This window comes from Aminobacter niigataensis (assembly GCF_946995915.1).
In the GTDB taxonomy this organism is placed as follows: Bacteria; Pseudomonadota; Alphaproteobacteria; order Rhizobiales; family Rhizobiaceae; genus Aminobacter; species Aminobacter niigataensis.
In genome coordinates this window covers 4,928,383-4,947,010 of sequence record NZ_OX341517.1, presented here as the reverse complement: position 1 = coordinate 4,947,010, position 18,628 = coordinate 4,928,383, and the positions used below count along the sequence as shown (strand labels likewise).

General features: G+C 62.7%; 20 protein-coding genes. 12 read left to right on the top strand and 8 right to left on the bottom strand.

What is annotated here, in order from left to right; translation table 11 throughout:
* Positions 1–101: 101 nt before the first annotated feature.
* From rpsT to O1Y97_RS24345, 7 genes are all read right to left on the bottom strand, one after another.
* The gene (gene rpsT, locus O1Y97_RS24375) at positions 102–368 is read right to left on the bottom strand and encodes a 30S ribosomal protein S20 (protein WP_055980783.1); all 267 of its coding nucleotides are present in this window, start codon (positions 366–368) and stop codon (positions 102–104) included.
* A 133-nt stretch (positions 369–501) separates the two neighbouring features.
* Positions 502–1,275 carry an enoyl-CoA hydratase gene (locus O1Y97_RS24370; RefSeq protein WP_108609537.1) on the bottom strand — a complete coding sequence of 258 codons (774 nt, stop codon included), beginning with the start codon at positions 1,273–1,275 and terminating at the stop codon, positions 502–504.
* Positions 1,276–1,323: 48 nt separating this feature from the next.
* The gene (mutM, locus tag O1Y97_RS24365; RefSeq protein WP_318762674.1) at positions 1,324–2,214 is read right to left on the bottom strand and encodes a bifunctional DNA-formamidopyrimidine glycosylase/DNA-(apurinic or apyrimidinic site) lyase; all 891 of its coding nucleotides are present in this window, start codon (positions 2,212–2,214) and stop codon (positions 1,324–1,326) included.
* Entirely contained in the window at positions 2,207–3,445 is a 1,239-nt protein-coding gene (locus tag O1Y97_RS24360) for a phosphopentomutase (RefSeq protein WP_318762673.1), read from the bottom strand. Before O1Y97_RS24360 ends, mutM begins: the two co-directional genes overlap by 8 nt.
* Positions 3,446–3,553: 108 nt before the next feature.
* Positions 3,554–4,156 carry a TadE/TadG family type IV pilus assembly protein gene (locus tag O1Y97_RS24355; protein ID WP_318762672.1) on the bottom strand — a complete coding sequence of 201 codons (603 nt, stop codon included), beginning with the start codon at positions 4,154–4,156 and terminating at the stop codon, positions 3,554–3,556.
* A 70-nt stretch (positions 4,157–4,226) separates the two neighbouring features.
* Entirely contained in the window at positions 4,227–4,799 is a 573-nt protein-coding gene (locus O1Y97_RS24350; protein ID WP_108609533.1) for a TadE/TadG family type IV pilus assembly protein, read from the bottom strand.
* Between the two features lie 134 nt (positions 4,800–4,933).
* Positions 4,934–5,311 carry a pilus assembly protein N-terminal domain-containing protein gene (locus O1Y97_RS24345; protein WP_246389690.1) on the bottom strand — a complete coding sequence of 126 codons (378 nt, stop codon included), beginning with the start codon at positions 5,309–5,311 and terminating at the stop codon, positions 4,934–4,936.
* Between the two features lie 401 nt (positions 5,312–5,712).
* Here O1Y97_RS24345 and O1Y97_RS24340 point away from each other — a divergent pair, with 401 nt between their 5' ends.
* The 9 genes from O1Y97_RS24340 to O1Y97_RS24300 all read left to right on the top strand — a co-directional run bounded on the left by O1Y97_RS24340 (position 5,713) and on the right by O1Y97_RS24300 (position 14,692).
* Positions 5,713–5,895, top strand: a complete 183-nt coding sequence (locus O1Y97_RS24340) for a Flp family type IVb pilin (RefSeq protein ID WP_108609531.1) — start codon at positions 5,713–5,715, stop codon at positions 5,893–5,895.
* Positions 5,896–6,046: 151 nt separating this feature from the next.
* Positions 6,047–6,568 carry an A24 family peptidase gene (locus tag O1Y97_RS24335; protein WP_108610078.1) on the top strand — a complete coding sequence of 174 codons (522 nt, stop codon included), beginning with the start codon at positions 6,047–6,049 and terminating at the stop codon, positions 6,566–6,568.
* Positions 6,569–6,693: 125 nt separating this feature from the next.
* Positions 6,694–7,509, top strand: a complete 816-nt coding sequence (gene cpaB / locus O1Y97_RS24330) for a Flp pilus assembly protein CpaB (protein WP_318762670.1) — start codon at positions 6,694–6,696, stop codon at positions 7,507–7,509.
* Positions 7,506–9,023, top strand: a complete 1,518-nt coding sequence (locus O1Y97_RS24325) for a type II and III secretion system protein family protein (RefSeq protein ID WP_108609529.1) — start codon at positions 7,506–7,508, stop codon at positions 9,021–9,023. Before cpaB ends, O1Y97_RS24325 begins: the two co-directional genes overlap by 4 nt.
* Before the next feature lie 14 nt (positions 9,024–9,037).
* Positions 9,038–9,769 (top strand): CpaD family pilus assembly protein, encoded by a 732-nt coding sequence (locus O1Y97_RS24320; RefSeq protein ID WP_183264155.1) that lies wholly within the window; start codon positions 9,038–9,040, stop codon positions 9,767–9,769.
* Positions 9,770–9,795: 26 nt separating this feature from the next.
* On the top strand, positions 9,796–11,079 hold the full coding sequence (locus O1Y97_RS24315; protein WP_108610077.1) for an AAA family ATPase: 1,284 nt from the start codon (positions 9,796–9,798) through the stop codon (positions 11,077–11,079).
* Between the two features lie 29 nt (positions 11,080–11,108).
* Positions 11,109–12,611, top strand: coding sequence for a CpaF family protein (locus O1Y97_RS24310; protein ID WP_318762669.1), 1,503 nt, complete (start codon positions 11,109–11,111; stop codon positions 12,609–12,611).
* Positions 12,612–12,654: 43 nt separating this feature from the next.
* Positions 12,655–13,668 (top strand): type II secretion system F family protein, encoded by a 1,014-nt coding sequence (locus O1Y97_RS24305; protein ID WP_318762668.1) that lies wholly within the window; start codon positions 12,655–12,657, stop codon positions 13,666–13,668.
* 7 nt (positions 13,669–13,675) lie between these two features.
* Positions 13,676–14,692 carry a type II secretion system F family protein gene (locus O1Y97_RS24300; RefSeq protein ID WP_108609525.1) on the top strand — a complete coding sequence of 339 codons (1,017 nt, stop codon included), beginning with the start codon at positions 13,676–13,678 and terminating at the stop codon, positions 14,690–14,692.
* A 74-nt stretch (positions 14,693–14,766) separates the two neighbouring features.
* On the opposite strand, the gene O1Y97_RS24295 is transcribed toward O1Y97_RS24300, so the two are convergent.
* Positions 14,767–15,576, bottom strand: a complete 810-nt coding sequence (locus O1Y97_RS24295) for a tetratricopeptide repeat protein (protein ID WP_318762667.1) — start codon at positions 15,574–15,576, stop codon at positions 14,767–14,769.
* Between the two features lie 135 nt (positions 15,577–15,711).
* Here O1Y97_RS24295 and O1Y97_RS24290 point away from each other — a divergent pair, with 135 nt between their 5' ends.
* The 3 genes from O1Y97_RS24290 to O1Y97_RS24280 all read left to right on the top strand — a co-directional run bounded on the left by O1Y97_RS24290 (position 15,712) and on the right by O1Y97_RS24280 (position 18,443).
* A complete protein-coding gene (locus O1Y97_RS24290; RefSeq protein ID WP_318762666.1) occupies positions 15,712–17,076 on the top strand; it encodes a leucyl aminopeptidase family protein in 1,365 nt (454 codons plus the stop codon).
* Positions 17,077–17,235: 159 nt separating this feature from the next.
* Positions 17,236–17,586, top strand: coding sequence for a MarR family winged helix-turn-helix transcriptional regulator (locus O1Y97_RS24285; RefSeq protein WP_183264149.1), 351 nt, complete (start codon positions 17,236–17,238; stop codon positions 17,584–17,586).
* Positions 17,583–18,443 (top strand): C40 family peptidase, encoded by an 861-nt coding sequence (locus O1Y97_RS24280; protein WP_318762665.1) that lies wholly within the window; start codon positions 17,583–17,585, stop codon positions 18,441–18,443. The genes O1Y97_RS24285 and O1Y97_RS24280 overlap by 4 nt, the downstream gene beginning before the upstream one ends.
* Positions 18,444–18,628 lie beyond the last annotated feature (185 nt).

Below are 18,628 nucleotides of genomic sequence, written 5' to 3'. Positions count from 1 at the left end.
CTCGCACGGCCATTGCGGACTGCTTTTCCGGCCGTTTTCGGACAAAAGAAAAACCCGGCTGGTGAGGCCGGGTTGATCAGAAATCCAATTGCTTGCAGGGCTTAGGCGGAAAGCGCCTTGAGCCGCTGAGCCAGACGCGAAACCTTGCGCGAGGCGGTGTTCTTGTGGACCACGCCCTTGCTGGCGGCGCGCATCAATTCCGGCTGAGCGGCGTTGAAGGCGGCTTCTGCCTTTGCCTTGTCGCCCGAGGCCAGTGCCTCTTCGACCTGGCGGATATAGGTCCGGACGCGCGAACGGCGGTTCTTGTTGACCGCGGTGCGGGCGGCAATCTTGCGGGTAGCCTTCTTGGCCGAGGAGGTATTGGCCATGGTGCCTCTCTTTGATCTATGGTGGGCGCGAGCAGCTTCCCGCAAAGCGCAGAAATCATTCGGGCGTCCCTAGGGGCGCCTCGGTTGGTGCGGCTTATAGTTCAGCTTACTCCCAACGTCAACGCGATTCCGGTCAGCGGTTGCGGAAATTCGCAGTCCTCTTCTCCGCAAAAGCCGCCATGCCTTCCTTCTGATCTTCGAGTGCGAACATCGAATGGAACAGGCGGCGCTCGAAGCGCAGCCCTTCCGAAAGCGTCACTTCATAGGAGCGATTGACGGCCTCCTTGCACATCATGACCGCCGGCAACGAGAAATCGGCGATCTTGGCCGCCGCCTTCATTGCCTCTTCCATGAGGTCGGCCGCCGGTACGACGCGCGATACCAGCCCCGAGCGCTCGGCTTCGGCCGCATCCATCATCCGGCCGGTCAGGCACATGTCCATTGCCTTGGACTTGCCGACGAAGCGGGTGAGTCGCTGCGAGCCGCCCATGCCGGGCATGACGCCGAGGGTGATCTCGGGCTGGCCGAACTTGGCCGAGTCGGCGGCGATGATGAAGTCGCACATCATGGCGAGCTCGCAGCCGCCGCCCAGCGCATAGCCCGCGACAGCCGCGATCATCGGCTTGCGGTTGCGGGTGAAGGCTTCCCAGCCGGAGAAGAAATCCTCGAGATAGGCCTCGACATAGGTCTTGGCCTGCATCTCCTTGATGTCGGCACCGGCGGCGAATGCCTTTTCCGAGCCGGTGATGATTATGGCGCCGATGCCGTGGTCGGCCTCGAAGGCTGCGGTGGCGGCCAGCAGTTCGCCGAGCACCTGCGAATTCAGCGCATTGAGCGCCTTCGGTCGATTGAGCGTGATCAGCCCGACCTTGCCGCGTGTTTCCACGATGATCGTTTCATAGGCCATCTCAGGCTCTCCCTGTCTCGCAGCACCACCAATGAGACCTGATCTAGCTTAGCGCTGGCACTGGCGGCAATAGAAGGTTGATCGCCCACTCTGCACTATGCGCTCGACATGGCCGGCACAGCCGGTGTGCGGGCACGGTTCGCCCTCGCGGTCATAGACGGAGAACGAGTGCTGGAAGTATCCCAGCGAGCCGTCGGTGTGGACATAGTCTCGCAGCGAGGAGCCGCCCGCCGCGATCGCATCGGCAATCACCTCGCGCACGCTGGCGGCGAGCAGCGCAGCACGTTCGCGTGCCACCTTGCCCTTGCCGGCGAGGGTGCCGGCAGCGCGCAGTGGCGACAGGCCGGCGCGCCAGAGAGCTTCGGAGACATAGATATTGCCGAGCCCGGCGATCAGGCGCTGATCGAGCAGCGCCGCCTTGAGCGGCGTCTTCTTGCCTTCGAACAAGCCGCCCAGCAATTCGCCGTCGAGCGTGTTGCCGGTCGGCTCGACCCCGAGGCCGGACAGCATCGGATGCTCGGTGCCGTTGCGCTCGGCAAACAGCATGAAGCCGAAACGCCGGGGGTCGTTGAAGACGACGCGCATCGCTGCGCCTCTTTGATCGGCGACGTGGAAGACGACGTGATCGTGCGCTTCCGACTTCGATCGCTCGTGGTGGAACTGGCCCGGCGTCGTTCCATCCTCGTCGGTTTCGACGCGGAACGAGCCGGACATGCCGAGATGGCAGATCAGCAGCGGGGCATCCTCGACATCGGCGAGCAGATATTTGGCGCGGCGGCCGAGCGAGGTGATCTTCTTGCCCGCAAGGCGTTCGCCGAAATGTTCGGGGAAGGGGTAGCGCAGATTCGGCCGGCGCGTTTCGACCCGTTCGATGCGCGCGCCTTCGAGCACCGGCTGCAGTCCGCGCCGGACGGTTTCGACTTCGGGCAATTCAGGCATGGGTGGCGATCGTTTCGAGGAAGGAGGTGCCGTGGCGCCCACGTGGCAGGCCGAGATGCTCGGCCACCGTCTCGCCGATGTCGGCGAATGTCGGCCTGAGGCCGATATCGCCGCCGCGAAGGCCCTGCACAACACCGATCACCGGGATGCGTTCGCGGGTGTGGTCGGTGCCGCGCCAGCTTGGGTCGTTGCCGTGGTCGGCGGTCAGGATCAGCAGGTCGCCCGGTTTCAGCCGTGCGAACGCTTCCGGCAGGCGCCCGTCGAAGGCTTCCAGGGCAGCCGCATAACCCGGCACGTCGCGGCGATGACCGAATTCGGTGTCGAAATCGACGAAGTTGGCGAAGACGAGATCGCCGTCGCCGGCATCGTCCATGGCGCCGAGTGCTGCGTCGAACATCGCCATGTTGCCGACGCCCTTGCGGATTTCGCTGATGCCGCGATGGGCGAAGATGTCGCCGACCTTGCCGACGGCGATGACCTTGCTGCCACGCTCGGTGAGCCTGTCGAGCAGCGTCGCCTCCGGCGGTGGCGTGGCATAGTCCTTGCGGTTCGGCGTGCGCTCGAACGTCTCCTTGCTTTCGCCGACGAAGGGTCGGGCGATGACGCGGCCGATGTTCAGCGGGTCGACGAGCCGGCGGACAGTCTTGCAAAGCTCATAGAGCCGCTCGAGCCCGAAGTGCTCTTCGTGCGCGGCGATCTGCAGGACGGAATCCACCGATGTGTAGCAGATCGGCTTGCCGGTGCGGATGTGTTCCTCGCCGAAGCGCTCGATGATCTCGATGCCCGAGGCGTGGCAATCGCCAAGGATGCCCGGCACATTGCCTTCGCGGGTGATGGCTTCGGTCAGCGATGCCGGGAAGGCCGGCACGGTCTGTGGAAAATAGCCCCAGGCGAAGGTGACCGGCACCGCGGCGATCTCCCAATGGCCCGACGGCGTGTCCTTGCCGCTCGAAATCTCTTGGGCGGCGCCGTGGAAGGCGCCGGCGCGCAGCTTGGCGTTCGCTTCGAATTCAAAGCCGGTTGCCAGCCTTGCCGCGCGGCCGAGCCCGAGTGCCGTCATGTTCGGAAGGTCGAGCGGACCTGAGCGCAGACCCTCGCGATTGCCGCGGCCCTCGGCGCAGGCGGCTGCTATGTGGCCGAAGGTATCGGACCCGACATCGCCGAAACGTTCGGCGTCGGCCGCGCCGCCAATGCCGAAGGAATCCAGGACGAACAGGAATGCACGCGCCATCTATGAAGGGCTCTCGGTTGCCAGCTTGCCGCACAGACATAGGATCAGTCGCGGTCGTTGGCAATTATCCCGCAAATGGCAACTGACGAGAGCAGATGGACCGGCTACCTAGATTTCGCAACCGGTGCAGGGGATCGTCTGGCTCATGCGCGGCCGCAGATAATAGGTCTCGTCCATCGTGATCGGATCGATTGCGGCAGCGAGGCCAAGCACGGGCTTGCTTTCGGCGGCCCAGGTGATCATCGGCTTGTAGTCGAGTTCGCTGACGACCCGGATCAGGAAAGCGCCCTTGGTCTTGAGGGCGTCGGGCACGGTCGTCACCGTGTCCTTGACGACGTCGGGCTTGCCGACGCCGTCGACGTATTTGCGCGACCAGACCACCAGCACTTGGGGCGACGCCTCGTCGGTGACCTGAATTGCCGTGATGAAGATCTTGCCGGTGCTGCGGTTGTAGGGCTGCAGGATCGACTCGGCAATCTTCATCACCGCGTCCACTTCGGTTGCCTTGATCGTCTGCTGTTGCGTGATGAGATCGGCGACCATCGAGCCGGCCCGGCTGACTTTCTTGTTCGTCTCGATCGCCTGGGAGACCTCCATGGTCACGAAATACAGCGACAACAGGAGAGGGACGACGAAGGCGAATTCGACCGCGGCGATACCGCGCCGGTCTGAAATCAGGGCATATGCGTATGATCGCAATTGCTTCAGCATCGATTGTGCCCCCCGCCACGCCGACATCCCAAGACTTTCCGCTAGCTGCGGCCGTAACTGGCCGTTTCGATCAATCATTGAACGGTTCGTTCTGCCAGATGGCAGACGCAAACTGCAGCGTATAGCCACCGTTCAGGTTCGACATGGACGCCCGCATGAAGTCGGTGATGACTGGCCATTTGTAGAAAACGCGCAGCATGTTCTTGGTGCCGGCTGGACCAGGCGTGACACTAATGCCGGTCGTGTCGATCTCCCGGCCAGTCAGCCTGAGCTTCACGTCGGCCGCAGCAGCAAAAGTTGGATAGCTGCGCAGGTCAACGATCAGATTGGGGCACCCGTCGGCGACGATGACCTCAAGACGCTCACAGATCTTGCCTTCCAGCCAATCTTTGGTGACGTCCTTGCTCTTGACCTGTCCAGTGCGCAACTGGCGGGCGACATCGTCGACTGCGTTAGAAAGTACCTGCTGGCCGGCGAATGAAATGCAACTCTCGAGGATCGCAAAGACCAGCAGCGAGAAAGGTATCACCAGCATGACGAACTCGATCGCCGTGCTGCCACTGCGGTCGCGCGCGAAGCCGGCGAACAATCCCCGCCGGCGCGCCTTCGTCTTGTCATGCACTGCAGACGCTGTGTCGCTCATGTCCCGACCGCCTTCTCGTTCCGGGCGGACAATAGTGCAAAGCCGTTGAGGTCCCGTTTTGATGTTCGGGAAAATAGCAGGCAAAATCTTTACCCAAGGCTAACCTTGTCCGGTACGTCCTGCGGGTCCCACGCTTACTGGGAAGCGTTCATCTCGCTTTCGGACATCCGCTCGGCGTCGCTCTTGTAGGAGCTCTCGCAATAGGGCGTGCAAGAGAGCGTCTGTATCTCGGAGCGGCGGTAGATCCGTACGGAAGAGGCGTCGTGACGTATGACGGTCACCTGTTCGTCGACGATGGGCGTGCCGTCCGCATCGAGCACCACGAGGTTGGTGACGCCAAAACCCTTGCCGGTCAACACTAGGGTCGAAGCGTCTTGGACCGAGGCGTCGGCGATGGACGAGTTGCCGACCACGATGGTGTCGGCAGGGCGGGCGAGTCGCACGATCTTGGCCTGGTTCATCGTCACTTCGATGCCGCCACCCGCATGGGCCGGCACAGCGGCGGCGGCCATCGCTATCGCAACTGCGCACGCTCCCGGAAAGAAAGCTTTCGGCCTTGTCATCGCTGCCCCTCGATCACTGTCAGTATCGACTGATCAACGGAAGATGAACGCTTTTGGTGAACCAACAGTTAAGCCGTCTGACTGGTGGCAACCGGTGCGCGAGCAGCGCCGCTAAGGAAGTGCCATGCAGCCCCCCAAACGCCTCGCGGGCAGCGGTTCCCAGCTGAAGACAACAGGCCAGCCCAGCTTAGCCTGTAGTTAACCACACGATGGCAATGGCCGGCTAAAGGTTTCGGTAAGGCTGTTTCTTAAGCCGTTTGAAAGAGCTCCCCGCTAGGTTGCATTCATCCGATCGACGACAAAGAAATGTTGACGGAAGTGCTGTAACAAACGGAGTAAGGAGCTCTCCAATGTCCAATCTCATCGCACGCTTTGTGAAGGACGAATCCGGCGCGACCGCCATCGAATACGGTCTGATCGCCGCCCTTATCGCAGTTGCCATCATTGCCGGCGCCGGCTTGGTTGGCAGCGCGCTCGACACCAAGTTCAGGGGTGTCGCGACGGCAATCGAAAACGCCCCTGTGGCTCCGTGATAGGCGGCTCTACGCCAAAAATCACGTAGACAAAAAGCGAAAGGCTGCTCAAGGGCGGCCTTTTTCTTTTTGAGAATAGGCCCAGCCTTCACCCAAGATTAATGTCAATTCTCTAAGTTAGATCTTGGTTCAACCTATCAGGTATGTGGCGATGCTTGAAGCACTGATCTTTGTCGTGTTCCCGTTCTGCATGGTATATTCAGCCGTATCCGACACCATGTCGATGACCATCGCCAACCGTGTGCCGCTACTCCTACTTGGCGTCTTCCTTGTCGTCGCGCCGCTGACCGGCATGGCCTGGGCCGACATCGGCATGCATCTTGCTGCAGGCGCCTTGCTTCTTACCGTCACCTTCGCGCTGTTCGCACTCGGCGGCATGGGCGGCGGTGACGCCAAGCTCATCGCCGCGTCCGCCGTTTGGATGGGGTTCGGCATGCCGCTGATGCAGTACCTGCTTACCTCCGCTGTATTTGGCGGGATGCTGACGCTCGCGATCCTGACCTTCCGCAGTTCCGCTCTTTCCCACATCACCAGCCAGAACATGTTCCTCAGGAATTTCTCCAAAGATGCCGGCGGCGTGCCCTACGGCATTGCGCTCGGCATAGGTGGCCTAATCACCTATCCGAGTTCGCCCCTGATGGTCTGGGCGCTGGAGCGGCTGACTGCCCAATGATCTCCACGCCTGCGGGCGTAAGGTATCGTTAATCATATATATAAGCATCGCGTTAACCATAATTTGACGATTGGCTATGCAAAGTCCGACTCGGCTTGATGGGTTGCCGGGGCGAGGTTCGGACAATGGCTGCATCGCGACTAATGATACTTGGCGTAGCGGTCGCCGCCGCGGGTGGCGCTGGTTTCGTCGCCAAGAATATGTCTGCTCCACCTCCTCAGGAGGTCATCGTCGAATCCGGGCCGCAACAGCCGCAACTCGCACTCACCGACGTGCTGGTGCTCACCGGCGACGTGCCGATGGGCGGTGTTGTGGAGGGCAACATCGGCTGGCAGCCTTGGCCGAGCGACGCGATAAATCCCAATTTCATCACGCGCAGCGCCGAGCCTGAAGCGCTGGAAAAATTCAAGAATTCGGTCGCGCGCCTTGCCATGTACGGCGGCGAGCCGCTGCGCAAGTCGAAGCTGATCGGCGAAGGCCAGAGCTTCATGTCGGCGGTTTTGCCGGCAGGCAGTCGCGCGGTCGCCACTGCGATTTCCGCCGACACCTCCGCCGGCGGCTTCATTCTGCCGAACGACTATGTCGACGTGATCATGACCCGTCGCAGCGATGCCGCGAAATCGGGAAGCGGCTTCACCACCGAGACCATCCTCAAGAACATCCGGGTGCTGGCCATCGACCAGACCATCCAGGAGGATGAGGAGGGCAAGAAGGTCAAGGTCGGCGAAACCGCGACGCTGGAACTCACCGCCCAGCAGGCCGAGATCATCACCGTGGCCCAGCAGATGGCGGACCGCCTCACCCTTGCCCTGCGCTCGGTTGCCGACGCCCAGGAAAAGAACCTCGCCGAGGCCGACTATCTGGTCTCGGGCAGTGGCAAGCGCGGCACGGTGCGGCTGATCAAGTCAGGTGAGATTTCCGAATCGGGAGCAAGGAAATGAGGTCCACCGCCAGACTTCTTGTGACTGCTGCGACGTTGGCCATAGGCTCCGTTGGGGTCTGGCAGTCGCCGGTACTTGCTGCAAAGGCGAGGGTCGGCGCGGAAAATTCCAGCCAGCGCGTCAAGCTCGGGCTCAACAAGTCGGTGGTCATCGACCTGCCGTCCGACGCCTACGATATCCTTGTCGCCAATCCGGCTGTTGCCGATGCAGTGACGCGCACGGCGCGCCGCATCTACCTGTTCGGCAAGTCGGTCGGCCAAACCAACATCTTCGTCTTCGGCCCCAATGGCGAGCAGATCGCCAGCCTCGATCTCGCTATCGAACGCGACGTTGCCGGGCTTGAGGACTACATCAAGCGTTTCATCCCGAATTCGCAGATCAAGGTTGAATTGATCAACGACAACGTCGTGCTGACCGGCATGGTCGATACGCCGCTCGATGCCAAGCGCGCTGTCGATCTGGCGACCATCTTCGTCACCGGCGGTGAGGCGACGACCGGGCAATATTCGCAGACCGCCAGCGGCGGCTCCGAAAATGGCGGCGTCGACATCGACAATCCTGACTCGACGCGCCAGAAGAGCAAGATCGTCAACCTGCTCCAGATCGTCGGCGACGACCAGGTGATGCTCAAGGTCACCGTCGCCGAGGTCAGCCGCACGGTGATGAAGCAGCTCGGCGTCAACATGATCGGCTCGGGCGATGCCAACGGCATCAGCTGGGGGGCCATCAGCGACAGCATCCCGGGTCTCGGCAAGCCGCTTGGCGCCTCACAGGTCTCGATCGGGACCTCGCTTCTCGACGCGTATGTCAATGCCATGGAACAGGCTGGCGTGATGAAGACGCTGGCCGAGCCGACACTCACCGCAGTTTCGGGCGAAAAGGCGACCTTCAAGGTCGGCGGCGAGTTCAACCTGGTGACCAACCAGGAAGGCGGCGGCTCAAGCGGCGGCCGGACCTACGAAATCGAGAAGATCGAATACGGCATCGGTCTCGAATTTCAGCCGGTGGTGCTGTCGCCAGGGCGTATTAGTCTCAAGATCAGAACCCAGGTCTCCGAGCCGACCACCGAAGCGTCGGTCTCGCTGTCGGGAGGCGGATCCCGCGGAGCGAGGTTCAATGCTCCTGGCATGACGGCCCTGTCGATCCGTAAGCGCCTGGCCGACACGACGGTGGAGCTGCCCTCCGGCGGGTCGATGATGATTGCCGGCCTCGTCCGCGACGACGTGCGTCAGGCGGTCAACGGATTGCCCGGGCTGTCCAAGATTCCCGTTCTTGGCACCCTGTTCCGCAGCCGCGATTTTGTCCGCAACGAGTCCGAACTCGTCATCATCGTCACGCCGTATCTGGCCCGTCCGGTGGCGCGCAACGAGCTCGCCAGGCCCGACGACAATTTCAACGCCGCCAGCGACGGCGCCGGCATGTTCCTCGGCCGCGTCAATCGCGTCTACGGCACCATGAAAACCGACAAGCCCATGGGCCGTTATCACGGCGTCGTCGGCTTCATCTACAAATGAGCGGGGATAGGGGCATGTCTCAGGCAATACACCACGCCACGCGCGCCACCGGCCGGACCCGGCAGGAAATGTCGCGCCTCTTCCGTCCGCTTCTGGCGGCGGCCGCAGTTGCCCTTGTCGCCGGATGCGCGACCAACCGCGACAGCGTCACTGTCGGCTCGATCCCGGATGACTACCGAACCAATCACCCAATCGTCATTGCCGAGAAGAACCAGACCCTCGACATCGCGGTCGGCACCAGCGATCGCGGCATCTCCAAGGGCCAAGAAGCGACATTTGCCGGCTTCCTCAGCGACTATGACCGCCGCTCGAAGCCGGCGCTGACGATCATGGTGCCCGCGGGGGCCTCGAATGATGTGGCGGCGAACGAGGCCGCGCGGGCGCTGGCGCGCGTCGCGACGAGGAATGGCGTGCCGTCGAACCGTATCGACATCGCCCGCTACCAGGCGGCCTATGCCGATGCCGCGTCGCCGGTACGTGTGACCTACACCGCCATGCGCGCGCAGACCGACCGGTGCGGCAGCTGGCCGGAGGACGTGCTCAACACGACCGAGAACAAGCACTACGCAAATTTCGGCTGTTCCTATCAGAACAATCTCGCCGCACAGGTTGCCAACCCTGCCGACTTGCTTGGACCGCGCAAGCAGACGGAGATCGACGCTGAAAATCGCGGCGAAGTGATCGATCTCTACCGCAAACGCGGGATCACCACCGAGTTCAACAAGAACTCCGAAGTGAACTATTGATCGCGAGCTATGGGAAGAACGAGACAATGAGCAATCTCGCCTACGATTCCCAGCCTGAGAGCGCTGAACCTGCGCATCAGGATATGGCACTGATGCAGGCGCTGCGGCCCGTGCCGCGCATCTCCATCCAGGCCTTCTGCGAGACCGACAGCGTCGCGGGCCCAATCGAACGCGCCGGCGCCGACCGACGCATGGCCAAGGCCCACCTCCAGGTTCATATGGGCGGCGTCGAGACTGCGGTAGAAGTCTATCGCGGCTCGCCGACGCCCAACCTGATCATTCTCGAATCGCGCCGCGAGCCGAAGAACCTTCTCGAAGCCCTGCACGCGCTGTCGGAATATTGCGACCCGAGTTCCAAGGTCGTGGTCATCGGGCACTACAATGACATTGCGCTCTATCGCGAGTTGATCCGCTCGGGCATTTCCGAATATGTCGTGGCGCCGGTATCGACCGCCGACATCGTCAGCGTGATCTCCTCGATCTTTATCGATCCCGAAGCGGAGCCGATGGGCCGCTCGATCGCGTTCGTCGGCGCCAAGGGTGGTGTCGGCTCCTCGACCATCGCCCACAACGTCGCGTGGAGCATGTCGAACCTGTTCAAGTCGGAAGTGGTCGTTGCCGACCTCGACCTGGCTTTCGGTACCGCAAACATCAACTTCGATCAGGACCCCGCCCAAGGCATTGCCGAGGCGGTGTTTGCGCCCGAGCGCGTCGACGAGGTCTACCTGGACCGCCTTTTGGCCCAATGTGCCGAACACCTGTCCCTGCTTGCCGCGCCCTCGACGCTCGAGCGCGTCTACGATTTCGATCCAGAGGCGTTCGCCCAGATCATCGACACCGCTCAGCGCAGCACCCCGCTGCTGGTGCTCGATGTCCCCCACATCTGGAGCGGCTGGAGCAAGAACACCCTGGCCCGGGCCGACGAAGTGGTCATCACCGCGACGCCGGAACTCGCCAATCTGCGCAATACCAAGAACCTGGTCGATATGCTCAAGCGGCTGCGGCCCAACGATCCGCCGCCGAGGCTGATCCTCAATCAGGCAGGTCTGCCCAAGCGTCCGGAAATTGCGGCAAGCGATTTCGCCGAACCGCTGGGCATCACCCCGATGTCCGTCATCCCCTTCGACGCGCTGCTGTTTGGCAATGCCGCAAACAATGGCCGCATGCTGGGCGAGATGGATGCGAAGAACCCGACCGTCCATATGATCAACGAGATTGCGCATGTGCTGACCGGAAGATCGGAAGCCAAGGTCAAGAAGCAGTCAGGGCTTGGCGGAATTCTTGCCCGGCTCAGGGCTCGCAAGAAGTGATGCCGGCGCGGCGGAGGCGATAGTCGACCATGTTTGGCAGAAGAGGCAGCGACGACGGCAACCGCTCAACGCCGGGGTTCCGCCCGAACGCACCCATACAGGCGCCGGTCGCGAGCACCGGTGACACACTGGTCGCGCCGCGTCCATCCATCCCGGCGCCACCCGCAGAATCGGTCGCGACGCAGAAGCGGACGGTCCAGCCGACGCCGCCATTCGCCGCGGAGCCGCGCAAGGCGCAGCGCGAACGCAGCGAAAGCTACTACGACACGAAAAGCCAGGTCTTTTCGGCGCTGATCGACACCATCGACCTGTCGCAATTGGCCAAGCTCGATCCTGACAGTGCGCGTGAGGAAATCCGCGATATCGTCAACGATATCATCGCGATCAAGAACTTCGCGATGTCGATCGCCGAGCAGGAAGAGCTGCTCGAGGATATCTGCAACGACGTCCTCGGCTATGGTCCGCTGGAGCCTTTGCTGGCCCGCGACGACATCGCCGACATCATGGTGAATGGCGCCAGGAACGTCTATATCGAAGTCAACGGCAAGGTCGAGCAGACGGGCATCCGCTTCCGCGATAACCAGCAACTGCTCAACATCTGCCAGCGCATCGTCAGCCAGGTCGGCCGCCGCGTCGATGAATCCTCGCCGATCTGCGATGCGCGCTTGCCAGACGGGTCCCGCGTCAACGTCATCGCGCCGCCACTGTCGATCGACGGCACCGCGCTCACCATTCGAAAATTCAAGAAGGACAAGCTGACGCTCGACCAGCTCGTCAAGTTCGGCGCGATTTCCCAGCATGGCGCCGACGTGCTGAAGATCATCGGCCGGGTCCGTTGCAACATCGTCATTTCAGGCGGTACCGGTTCGGGCAAGACGACGCTGCTCAACTGCCTGACCAACTATATCGACCGCGACGAGCGCATCATCACCTGCGAAGACTCGGCGGAGCTGCAGCTGCAGCAGCCGCATGTGGTCCGTCTCGAAACCCGTCCCGCCAACCTGGAAGGCGAGGGCGAGGTGACCATGCGCGACCTGGTCAAGAACTGCCTGCGCATGCGTCCGGAGCGGATCATCGTCGGCGAAGTGCGCGGACCGGAAGTGTTCGACCTGTTGCAGGCGATGAACACCGGCCACGACGGATCGATGGGCACCATCCACTCCAACAGCCCGCGCGAGTGCCTCAATCGTATCGAGTCCATGATCGCCATGGGCGGCTACTCGCTGCCTCAGAAGACGGTGCGCGAGATCATCGTCGGTTCCGTCGACGTCATCATCCAGGCCGCCCGCCTGCGCGATGGCTCGCGCCGCATCACCCACATCACCGAGGTGATCGGCATGGAAGGCGACGTCATCATCACCCAGGACCTGGTGCTCTACAACATCAAGGGCGAGGACCAGAACGGCAGGCTTCTCGGCCAGCATGTCTCCACCGGCATCGGCCGGCCGCATTTTTGGGACCGGGCACGCTACTTCGGCGAGGATTCCCGGTTGGCCAATGCTCTCGAGAGCATGGAAAAGAGCGCTGACTGAGATGGCACCGACAACGATGCGAGCACGGAGGATTTAGCGCGCCATGTTCGGGCTTGATGCTTCGATGCTGGTATTTGTCGCCCTTGCCGGTCTCAGCGCCGGCCTGGTGGCTTACGCTTTCCTGTTCAAGCGCATGGAAACCGAGAGCAACACCGAGCGCCGCCTTTCGACTGTAAGGCAGACCGAAACGGATCGCTCGCTGGTCAAGGCTTCGCGCGATCGGACTGCTGAAGTCGCCAAGCGCAAGAAGTCGGTTCAGGACACGCTCAAGGAACTGGACGACAAGCAGAGGGCCAAGGACCGCAACATCAAGAAGCCGCCGCTGAAAGTCCAGATCCGGCAGGCCGGCATGCAGGTGACGATCGAGCGCTTCTACGTCTATTCGGTGGTTTGCGGCATCGTTGCGACCCTTTTCGTCTACATCGCCGGTGCCCCGCTGATCCTGCTGCCCGGTGCGCTGCTTGCAGCCACGATCGGCCTGCCACGCTGGTTTGTCGCCTTCCGGCGCAACCGTCGCGTCAAGCAATTCCTGGAAGAGTTTCCCAATGCGCTCGACATCATCGTGCGTGCGGTGAAGTCGGGTCTGCCGCTCAACGACGGCATTCGCCTCATCGCGTCGGAATCGCCGGAGCCGGTGCGCGGCGAGTTCCGCCGCATAGTCGAGTCTCAGCAGGTCGGCATCGCCATCCCCGATGCGGCCTTGCGCATGACCGAGACCATGCCGTGCCCCGAGGCCGGTTTCTTCGGTATCGTCATCCAGATTCAGAGCCAAGCGGGCGGCAACCTCTCGGAAGCATTGGGCAACCTGTCGCGCGTGCTGCGTGACCGCAAGAAGATGAAAGCCAAGGTTCAGGCGCTGTCGATGGAAGCAAAGGCCTCGGCCGTAATCATCGGCGCCCTGCCGATCATCGTCGCCACCCTCGTCTACCTATCGAGCCCGAACTACATCATGCCGCTTTTCACCACGAATACCGGCAACCTGATCCTGGGCATCTCGGGCATCTGGATGTCGATCGGCATCTTCGTGATGCGCAAGATGATGAATTTCGAGGTCTAGTGCACAAATGACCGATCAAGTCGTCAAGTCGCTCACGGATCCGTCCTTCCTCATCGCACTGCTGGTCGGAATCGCTGTCTTTGCCACGGTCTTCACCGCGATGCCGTCGCTGATCGGCAATCCGCTCAAGGCGCGCATGAAAGCCGTTGCTCTGGAACGCGATGAGTTGCGCGCCAAGCAGCGCGTCCGCCTCGCCGCCGAAAGTGATCGCCGCCGTGGCGCGCTGCGCGAGCAGCAGCATGTCGGCATGCGCAACATCGTCGAGCGCCTCGACCTGCGCCGTGCGCTCGTTGACGAAGGGACGCTCAACAAGCTGAAGGTTGCCGGCTTCCGCGGCCAGAACCCTCTGACGCGCTTCCTGTTCTTTCGCCTGGTGTTGCCCTTCGTCGGCTTCGTGCTGGCGGCTGTCTACGTGTTCGCAATGGGCGGAGCCGCGGAAAAGCCGATCTTCGTCAAGATTTTCATCTGTATCGTGGCTGCCTATGCCGGTTTCTACCTGCCGGTGCTCTACGTCTCCAACCGCGCCACCAAGCGCAAGCAGTCGATCCAGCAGGCATGGCCGGATGCACTCGACCTGATGCTGATCTGCGTCGAATCGGGCATGTCGGTGGAAGCGGCGCTTCGCAAGGTCGCCGATGAGATCGGCTCGCAATCCGTCGACCTCGCCGAAGAGTTCGTGCTCACCAACGCCGAGCTTTCCTATTTGACTGAGCGCCGCCAGGCCTATGAGAACCTTGCCGCCCGCACTGGCCTCGACTCCGTCAAGTCGGTGACCCAGGCCCTGATCCAGGCAGAGCGCTACGGCACCCCGGTCGCGCATGCCCTGCGCGTGCTGGCAGCCGAAAGCCGTGACATGCGCATGAATGCTGCCGAGAAGAAGGCTGCCGCACTGCCGCCCAAGCTGACAGTGCCGATGATCCTGTTTTTCCTGCCGGTGCTGTTTGCCATCATCCTCGGCCCTGCTGGCATCCAGATCAGCGAACGCGGTCTGTTTGGCGACAAGCCGCAGTCGAGCAGCGAATAGTTCCGCATCGCCAGTCATGAACGAAAAAGGCCGCGTCAGACGACGCGGCCTTTTTCATGTCCGGCGCTATACGGTCAGTTGGTGGTGGGCTTGTCCTCGGCCTTGATCTGGTTCCAGGCGTTTTGCTGGGCAAGCATGCTGCGGAGGTAGGCGACGTTGGCCTGTGCCTGCTCGGGGGAAAGCTCCTGGCTGGCAATCTTCTCGGCTTCGTCGAACCGTCCCTGGAGGCCGACCGCGAGCGCAAGGTTCTGGCGCACGCGGCTATCGGCGCCCTGCTGCGAGGCGGCAGAACGCAGATAGGTCTCGGCTGACTTCAGGTCGCCCTCGAGCACATAGGACATGCCGAGATTGGAGAGCACGGTGGGGTCGTTCGGCTTGAGGTCGAGCGCCTTGCGGTAGAGGCTGCGCGCGTCCTGGGTCTGGCCAAGCTGGTCGAGGATCGCTGCCTCTGCAGAGACCAACTTCCAGTCGGGATATTCCGGGGTCTGGGCGCGGCGCACGGCGTCGAGCGCCGGCTGCAACTCGCCCGAGGCGGCCAGCGCCTTGCCGTATGCGGCCAGCACGTCCCGGTCCTTGGGGTAGCCGATCGCGAGCTTGCGCATCACCGCCAGGGATTGGTCTGTCTGACCCTTCATCTGCAGCGCCGAGGCGTATTGCATCGCCACCGGCTTGTTGTTCGGGTTGCTGGCATAGGCGCGGCCGATCTGGTCGGTGGACCCCTCGATCGCGCCGGTCGACATGGTGTCGACCGATTTGCCACGGCCGATCGAACCGGTGGTCATCTTGCTGGTGCCGCAACCGGCGACGCCTGCCATCAACAGTGCCACGAAAGCCGCTCTTGCAAGGCGTTTTCCCGTTGCGTTCATCGAGCGATTGGTCAACATCGGAGGCAGGTCTCCATTCGTCCGCGTGGCCGTTCGCCGGCCATTTCCCCGCTTTGGAGAAATAATCTGTTAACCCTAACGGATGGTTAAGAGTGCCCTGATGTACCGAGCCGTCCGACACTGAAGGAAGCCGAAATGCCGGTCGAACTGCTCGACGCCAAGCCCAGCGATGCGCTGCCGATCCATCTTGTTGCCAAGGATGGCCTGGGCAATGCCGGTCTTGCACCCGAAATTGCCGCCTGGGCCAATGCCAACGGCTTTGCCGGCGAGGCGGGCAGGGTGCTAGCCGTGCCCGGCGTGGACGGTAGGCTGGCCGGGGCGCTGTTCGGCACGGGTCAGCAGGAAAACGGGCTTGGCTTCGGCGTTCTTGCCCGCAACCTGCCGGAAGGCGACTGGCATTTCGCCACCGCGCCGGCGCATCCCGAACTTTCCGCGCTTGCAGTCGCGCTCGGCGGCTACAGCTTCACCCGATATGGCAAGAAGCCGGGCAGGGAACTTGGGCTGGCGGTCCCAGCGGGGGTCGATGCCGATCGCCTCAAGCGCCTGGTCGAAGCGGTTTTCCTCGTCCGCGACCTCGTCAATACGCCGACCAATGACATGGGCCCCTCGGCGCTCGAAGCCGCGGCACGGACTCTTGCCGGCGCACATGGCGCCGAGGTCCGCGTGACGATCGGCGACGGCCTGCTTGAACACAATTTCCCGATGATCCACGCGGTCGGCCGCGCCTCGCATGATGCGCCGCGACTGATCGACCTGACCTGGGGCGCAAGCGACGCCCCGAGGGTCACGCTTGTCGGCAAGGGCGTCTGCTTCGACACCGGCGGTCTCGACATCAAGCCTGCCTCGGGCATGCTTTTGATGAAGAAGGACATGGGCGGTGCCGCCAACGTGCTTGGCCTTGCCTCGATGATCATGGCGGCAAGACTGAACGTCAGGCTGCGCGTGCTCATTCCCGCGGTGGAGAATTCGATCTCGGCCAACGCCTTCCGCCCGGGCGACGTGCTGCAGAGCCGCAAGGGCATCACGGTCGAGATCGGCAACACCGATGCCGAGGGCCGGCTGGTGCTCGCCGACGCGCTGGCCCTTGCCGATGAGGAGCAACCGCAAATGCTGATCGACATGGCGACGCTGACGGGGGCCGCGCGCGTGGCGCTCGGGCCGGACCTGCCACCCTTCTACACCGACGACGATGCCCTCGCTGCCGAACTCGCCGTGGCATCTGGCGCGGTCGAGGACCCGATCTGGCGCATGCCGCTCTGGAAGCCATACGATGCCAAGCTGTCTTCCAAGGTCGCCGACATGAACAACGTCACCTCGGACGGGTTCGCCGGTTCGATCACTGCGGCCCTGTTCCTCAAACGCTTTGTCGAAAAGACGACCGCCTGGGCGCATTTCGACATCTTCGCCTGGAACCCGACCGACCGCCCGTACGGCCCGACCGGCGGCGAAGCGCAGGCGATCCGGGCACTAGAAAAGGTGATTTCGGCACGATTTGGCTGAGGCTGACGTGGTTTCTCGCCGCCGCTTTGCGGGGAAGAGTGCCGAGCGCAGCGAGGCGGAGAGGGTTTACTTCGCATCTGTCCGACTCAGCCTTGCCATCGCCGCAAAATCCCTTTTGAATGAAACGGAACCGAAACAAATGCAGTGGATGCTGGCGGCATGCCGATCGCATTGCGTCCGAGCCAGTCGTTGAAACTGTTGCAGCAGTTTGCCCTGTCCGAGGTGCGTGACGACGCACCCGACCTGACGTTGCGCCAGATGGCGATCCTGCTCACCATCTATCTCGACCCGCCGCCGCACACGGTGCGGGGACTGGCAGCGCGCCTCGGCGTCAGCAAGCCGGTCATCACCCGCGCGCTCGACACCATGGGGGCGCTCAAGCTGGTGTCGCGGCACCGCGACCCGAGCGACAAGCGCAACGTGTTGATCAGGCGCACCGTCGAAGGCGCGCTCTATGTCGAGAGATTGGGCGATGCTATCATCGCCAAAGCCATGGAGCTTCCGATTTGACCGCCCGCGACAGCCGCCTTCACGCTTTCCGTCCCGACCTTGCCGACGCCCGCCTCAAGGGCGAAGTGGCGGCCGAGCGATTTGTCGCCGGCCGCCCGGCGCGCATTTCCGCCCCCGTTGCGGACGTTCGCAAGGCGCCCAGGCCGGATTCGGGCCTCAACACGCAACTGCTTTATGGCGACGACGTCACGATCTTCGAGGAGGCTGAGGGGTTCGCCTGGCTCCAGGCCGAGCGTGACGGCTATGTCGGCTATGTCTCGTCTGGCGACCTTGCGCCGCGCGGCCCGGCGCCGACCCACGTCGTCATGGCGACACGCACCTTCGTCTATCCCGGTCCTGACATGAAGTTTCCGCGCGGCCCGGCATTGTCGCTGGGATCGCAGGTTGCGATTGCCGGCCATGCCGAAACGCGCGGCACCCAATATGCCCTGCTTGCCTCGGGCGAGGCACTGGTTTCCCAGCATTTGGCGCCTTTGGGCACAAAGGCCGACGACTTCGTTTCGGTGGCGGAACGGCTGATCGACACGCCCTATCTCTGGGGCGGCTTCTCAGCCTTCGGCATCGACTGCTCGGGGCTGGTCCAGCTTTCGATGCGCATGACAGGGCGTGACGTCCTGCGCGATTCGGACATGCAGGAAGCCTCGCTCGGCAACCCAGTCGATGCGGGTGCGGATTTCTCGCAGCTGCGGCGCGGCGACCTCGTCTTCTGGAAAGGCCACGTCGCGATTATGACCGATGCGGTGAACATGATCCACGCCAACGGCCACACCATGACGGTCGCTCGCGAAGGTCTGCGCGACGCCATCGACCGTATCGGCTACCTCTATGGCGGGCCGACCGGCTTCCGCCGGCCTTAGTGCGGGCTATTCAGGCGAGGCGCACGCACCCAGTCTTTTCCTGCTGCCACGATTGAAGCGGTTCCGAATTTTCAGAGCCGTCGGGGCGTGGCGCAGATAAAGCCCGCGGCTTGGAAAGAATGAGAGGGTTAAGAAAGAGACGCTGATCGCCGGCGAACACTCTGAAACGTCTCACTCCGGCCAAC

Excerpts from the sequence above, each read along its gene's own strand:
- rpsT (WP_055980783.1), bottom strand. The coding sequence starts at position 368 with ATGGCCAATACCTCCTCGGCCAAGAAGGCTACCCGCAAGATTGCCGCC.
- O1Y97_RS24370 (WP_108609537.1), bottom strand. The coding sequence starts at position 1,275 with ATGGCCTATGAAACGATCATCGTGGAAACACGCGGCAAGGTCGGGCTG.
- mutM (WP_318762674.1), bottom strand. The coding sequence starts at position 2,214 with ATGCCTGAATTGCCCGAAGTCGAAACCGTCCGGCGCGGACTGCAGCCG.
- O1Y97_RS24360 (WP_318762673.1), bottom strand. The coding sequence starts at position 3,445 with ATGGCGCGTGCATTCCTGTTCGTCCTGGATTCCTTCGGCATTGGCGGC.
- O1Y97_RS24355 (WP_318762672.1), bottom strand. The coding sequence starts at position 4,156 with ATGCTGAAGCAATTGCGATCATACGCATATGCCCTGATTTCAGACCGG.
- O1Y97_RS24350 (WP_108609533.1), bottom strand. The coding sequence starts at position 4,799 with ATGAGCGACACAGCGTCTGCAGTGCATGACAAGACGAAGGCGCGCCGG.
- O1Y97_RS24345 (WP_246389690.1), bottom strand. The coding sequence starts at position 5,311 with ATGGCCGCCGCCGCTGTGCCGGCCCATGCGGGTGGCGGCATCGAAGTG.
- O1Y97_RS24340 (WP_108609531.1), top strand. The coding sequence starts at position 5,713 with ATGTCCAATCTCATCGCACGCTTTGTGAAGGACGAATCCGGCGCGACC.
- O1Y97_RS24335 (WP_108610078.1), top strand. The coding sequence starts at position 6,047 with ATGCTTGAAGCACTGATCTTTGTCGTGTTCCCGTTCTGCATGGTATAT.
- cpaB (WP_318762670.1), top strand. The coding sequence starts at position 6,694 with ATGGCTGCATCGCGACTAATGATACTTGGCGTAGCGGTCGCCGCCGCG.
- O1Y97_RS24325 (WP_108609529.1), top strand. The coding sequence starts at position 7,506 with ATGAGGTCCACCGCCAGACTTCTTGTGACTGCTGCGACGTTGGCCATA.
- O1Y97_RS24320 (WP_183264155.1), top strand. The coding sequence starts at position 9,038 with ATGTCTCAGGCAATACACCACGCCACGCGCGCCACCGGCCGGACCCGG.
- O1Y97_RS24315 (WP_108610077.1), top strand. The coding sequence starts at position 9,796 with ATGAGCAATCTCGCCTACGATTCCCAGCCTGAGAGCGCTGAACCTGCG.
- O1Y97_RS24310 (WP_318762669.1), top strand. The coding sequence starts at position 11,109 with ATGTTTGGCAGAAGAGGCAGCGACGACGGCAACCGCTCAACGCCGGGG.
- O1Y97_RS24305 (WP_318762668.1), top strand. The coding sequence starts at position 12,655 with ATGTTCGGGCTTGATGCTTCGATGCTGGTATTTGTCGCCCTTGCCGGT.
- O1Y97_RS24300 (WP_108609525.1), top strand. The coding sequence starts at position 13,676 with ATGACCGATCAAGTCGTCAAGTCGCTCACGGATCCGTCCTTCCTCATC.
- O1Y97_RS24295 (WP_318762667.1), bottom strand. The coding sequence starts at position 15,576 with ATGTTGACCAATCGCTCGATGAACGCAACGGGAAAACGCCTTGCAAGA.
- O1Y97_RS24290 (WP_318762666.1), top strand. The coding sequence starts at position 15,712 with ATGCCGGTCGAACTGCTCGACGCCAAGCCCAGCGATGCGCTGCCGATC.
- O1Y97_RS24285 (WP_183264149.1), top strand. The coding sequence starts at position 17,236 with ATGCCGATCGCATTGCGTCCGAGCCAGTCGTTGAAACTGTTGCAGCAG.